This window comes from Caballeronia ptereochthonis (assembly GCF_001545075.1).
In the GTDB taxonomy this organism is placed as follows: domain Bacteria; phylum Pseudomonadota; class Gammaproteobacteria; order Burkholderiales; family Burkholderiaceae; genus Caballeronia; species Caballeronia ptereochthonis.
The window spans coordinates 1-3,765 of record NZ_FCOB02000077.1 but is presented as its reverse complement, the minus strand read 5'-3'; the positions used below and the strand labels follow the sequence as shown (position 1 = coordinate 3,765).

General features: G+C 65.9%; 5 protein-coding genes. All 5 read left to right on the top strand.

Going from position 1 to position 3,765, the window contains the following annotated elements; translation table 11 throughout:
* Window positions 1-974 (top strand): 1,2-phenylacetyl-CoA epoxidase subunit PaaA (paaA, locus tag AWB83_RS35380; protein WP_096059416.1); only part of this gene is annotated, 974 nt, incomplete at its 5' end.
* A gap of 24 nt (window positions 975-998) precedes the next feature.
* A complete protein-coding gene (paaB, locus tag AWB83_RS35375) occupies window positions 999-1,283 on the top strand; it encodes a 1,2-phenylacetyl-CoA epoxidase subunit PaaB (RefSeq protein WP_087050239.1) in 285 nt (94 codons plus the stop codon).
* A gap of 11 nt (window positions 1,284-1,294) precedes the next feature.
* A complete protein-coding gene (gene paaC / locus AWB83_RS35370; protein ID WP_087050238.1) occupies window positions 1,295-2,092 on the top strand; it encodes a 1,2-phenylacetyl-CoA epoxidase subunit PaaC in 798 nt (265 codons plus the stop codon).
* Window positions 2,092-2,622 (top strand): 1,2-phenylacetyl-CoA epoxidase subunit PaaD, encoded by a 531-nt coding sequence (gene paaD / locus AWB83_RS35365; RefSeq protein WP_087050237.1) that lies wholly within the window; start codon window positions 2,092-2,094, stop codon window positions 2,620-2,622. The genes paaC and paaD overlap by 1 nt, the downstream gene beginning before the upstream one ends.
* A gap of 44 nt (window positions 2,623-2,666) precedes the next feature.
* Window positions 2,667-3,755 (top strand): 1,2-phenylacetyl-CoA epoxidase subunit PaaE, encoded by a 1,089-nt coding sequence (gene paaE / locus AWB83_RS35360; protein ID WP_087050236.1) that lies wholly within the window; start codon window positions 2,667-2,669, stop codon window positions 3,753-3,755.
* The last annotated feature ends 10 nt before the right edge of the window (window positions 3,756-3,765 follow it).

Genomic DNA, 3,765 nt, shown 5'->3' with positions numbered 1-3,765 from the left:
CGGCCACCGACGCCCACGCGGACCCGCTCGCGGCCTCGCCCGGGCAAGCGCGCTTCGACGCGGTGATGCAGGCCGACGGCAAGATCGAGCCGCAGGACTGGATGCCCGAGGCGTATCGCAAGACGCTGGTGCGCCAGATCTCGCAGCATGCGCATTCGGAGATCATCGGCATGCAGCCGGAGGGCAACTGGATCAGCCGCGCGCCGAGTCTGAAGCGCAAGGCGATCCTGCTGGCCAAGGTGCAGGACGAAGGCGGCCACGGCCTGTACCTCTACAGCGCCGCCGAAACGCTCGGCGTCTCGCGCGACCAGCTGGTCGAGGCCCTGCACGCGGGCAAGGCCAAGTACTCGAGCATCTTCAACTACCCGACGCCCACCTGGGCCGATGTCGGGGTGATCGGCTGGCTCGTCGACGGCGCCGCGATCATGAACCAGATTCCGCTGTGCCGCTGCACGTACGGCCCGTATGCGCGCGCGATGATCCGCATCTGCAAGGAGGAGTCGTTCCACCAGCGTCAGGGCTTCGACGCGCTGCTCGCGATGATGAAGGGCACGCCGGCGCAAAAGGAGCTCGTGCAGCAGGCGGTGAACCGCTGGTGGTGGCCGGTGCTGATGATGTTCGGCCCGAGCGACAAGGACTCGATCCACAGTGGCCAGTCGTTCGCCTGGGGCATCAAGCGCATCTCGAACGACGATCTGCGTCAGAAGTTCGTCGACGCCACCGTCGAGCAGGCGAAGATCCTGGGCGTCACGCTGCCCGATCCGGACCTGAAGTGGAATGCGCAACGCCAGGCGCACGACTACGGCGAGATCGACTGGGAGGCATTCTGGCGCGTGGTCAACGGCGACGGCCCGTGCAACAAGGAACGGCTCGCCACGCGCGTGAAGGCGCACGAGGAGGGCGCATGGGTGCGCGAAGCGGCGCTCGCCTATGCGGAGAAACAGCAGGCGCGCGCGCACAGGCAAGCGGCTTGATACGGAACACAGGAGATATCGACGATGAGCAAGGAATGGCCGATCTGGGAAGTGTTCGTGCGCAGCAAGCAAGGGCTGGATCACAAGCACTGCGGCAGTCTGCATGCGCCCGACGCGAGCGCGGCCCTGAGGATGGCGCGCGACGTGTACACGCGCCGTCAGGAAGGCGTGAGCATCTGGGTGGTGCCCTCGGCGGCGATCACGGCCTCGGACCCGGCGGACAAGGGTGAGCTGTTCGAGCCGGCGGGCGACAAGATCTATCGGCATCCGACGTTCTTCGTGCTGCCCGACGAAATCAACCACATGTAAGGGCGAGGGATATGAGCCACGAACATCTCGCCTATGTGCTGCGCCTGGCCGATAACGCGCTGATCCTCGGCCAGCGCAACGCCGAATGGTGCAGCCACGGCCCGGCGCTGGAGGAAGACATCGCGCTCGCGAACATCAGTCTGGATCTGATCGGTCAGGCGCGGTTGCTGTACACGCATGCGGCCACGCTGGAGGCGGCGCTCGATGGCGTGCGGAAGACCGAAGACGACTACGCGTACTTTCGCACCGAGCGCGAGTTCGCCAACTACACGATCACCGAGCTGCCGCATTTCGGCCCGCTCGCGGGCACGGCGCGCGCCGGACGCGATTACGCGGTGACGATCGTGCGCAACTTCCTGTACTCGGCGTTGATGGCCGAGGTGTGGACCGCGCTGCAAGCGTCGAGCGATGCGCAGCTCGCGGCGATCGCGGCGAAGTCGATCAAGGAGACGAGCTATCACCTGCATCACGCGCGCGACTGGCTGGTGCGTCTGGGCGATGGCACGGCGGAGTCGCATCGGCGCACACAGGCCGCGCTCGATTATCTGATGCCGTACACGCGCGAGTTCTTCGCCACCGATGCGATCGAGCAGGCGGTCGCCGAGGCGGGCCTCGCGCCGCTCGCGAGCGCGCTCGAAGCGGCGTGGCGCGAACAGGTGCAAGCGGCACTGGAAGAAGCGACGCTCGAGGCGCCGGCCGAGGTGAAGCATGTGAGCACGGGCAAGCTCGGCGAGCATTCGGAACATATGGGCTATCTGCTGGCGGAAATGCAGAGCTTGGCGCGTCAGCATCCGGGCGCGAGCTGGTGATGAACTCCGTTCACGCAAACGCCACGATCGAACGCGCCTGGTCGGTGCTCGAAGCGGTGCCCGATCCGGAGATTCCGGTGGTGTCGATCCGCGAGCTGGGCATCCTGCGCGAGGTGCGCCACGGCGACGATGGCGTGCTCGAAGTGGTGATCACGCCGACGTACTCGGGATGTCCGGCGATGTCGCAGATCGCGGAGGACATCGCGCGGGCGATCGAGCAGGCCGAGCTTGGCGCGCATCGCATCGAGACGGTGCTCGCGCCCGCGTGGACCACCGACTGGATCACCGACGACGCGCGCGAGAAGCTGCGCCGCTACGGCATCGCGCCGCCGAGCGGCACGTGCGGCAGCACGCCGGCGACGACCGCGAAGCCGATCCGCTTCGTGCCCTACAAAAAGGAAGCGATCCCCTGCCCGCGCTGCGGCTCGACGCACACGGAGAAGCTGGCGCAATTCGGCTCGACCGCGTGCAAGGCGCTGTATCGCTGCGTGGATTGTCGCGAGCCGTTCGATTACTTCAAGCCGTACTGAACCGGCGTTTTTGAACCGATTTCACTGAAAGCGAGCCGATAGCCATGGCGACTCCGCAATTCCACCCGCTGCGCATCCGCGACGTTCGTCCGGAAACCGCCGATGCGCTCACCGTTTCGTTCGAGGTGCCGCCCGATTTGCGCGAGGCGTTTCGCTTCACGCAGGGCCAGTTCGTGACGCTCAAGACGCACATCGACGGCGAGGAGACGCGCCGCTCGTATTCGATCTGCGTGGGGGTGACCGACTACGACCGCGATGGCGAACTGCGCATCGGCATCAAGCGCGTGCGCGGCGGGCGCTTCTCGAACTTCGCCTTCGAGACGCTCAAGCCGGGGCATGAGATCGAAGTGATGACGCCGGACGGGCGCTTCTTCACGCACCTGAACGCGGACCACGCGAAGCACTATGTGGCCTTCTCGGGCGGCTCGGGCATCACGCCGGTGCTGGCGATCATCAAGACGACGCTGGATATGGAGCCCACGAGCCGCTTCACGCTGGTGTACGGCAATCGCAGCGTCGAAGCGATCATGTTCGCCGAGGAGCTCGAGGACCTGAAGAACCGCTACATGGACCGGTTCTCGCTGTATCACGTGCTGTCGGACGATCTGCAGGATGTGGAGTTGTTCAACGGCGTGCTGGATCAGGCGAAGTGCCGGGCGTTTCTGGAGAGCTTGCTTGCGCCGGAGGAAATCGACGAGGCGTTCATCTGCGGCCCCGGTCCGATGATGGATGCGGCCGAGGCCGCGTTGAAGGACGCGGGCGTGTCGCCCAGGCAGATTCACGTGGAGCGCTTCGGCACGCCGCTGCCGCAAGCGGGCGTGCCGCCGGTCGAGATCACGGAGAACACGCCGGCGGCGGATCTGGAGCTGATCATCGACGGCAAGAAGCGCAAGCTGCGGCTGCCGTATGAGGGCGTGAGCGTGCTCGACGTGGGCCTGAAGGCCGGGCTCGCGCTGCCCTACGCGTGCAAGGGCGGCGTGTGCTGCACGTGCCGCGCGAAGGTGCTCGAAGGCGAAGTGAAGATGGAGAAGAACTACACGCTCGAACAACACGAGATCGATGACGGCTTCGTGCTGACTTGCCAGTGTCATCCGGTGAGCGAGCGGGTGGTCGTGAGTTTCGACGAGCGCTGAGCGCCACGCA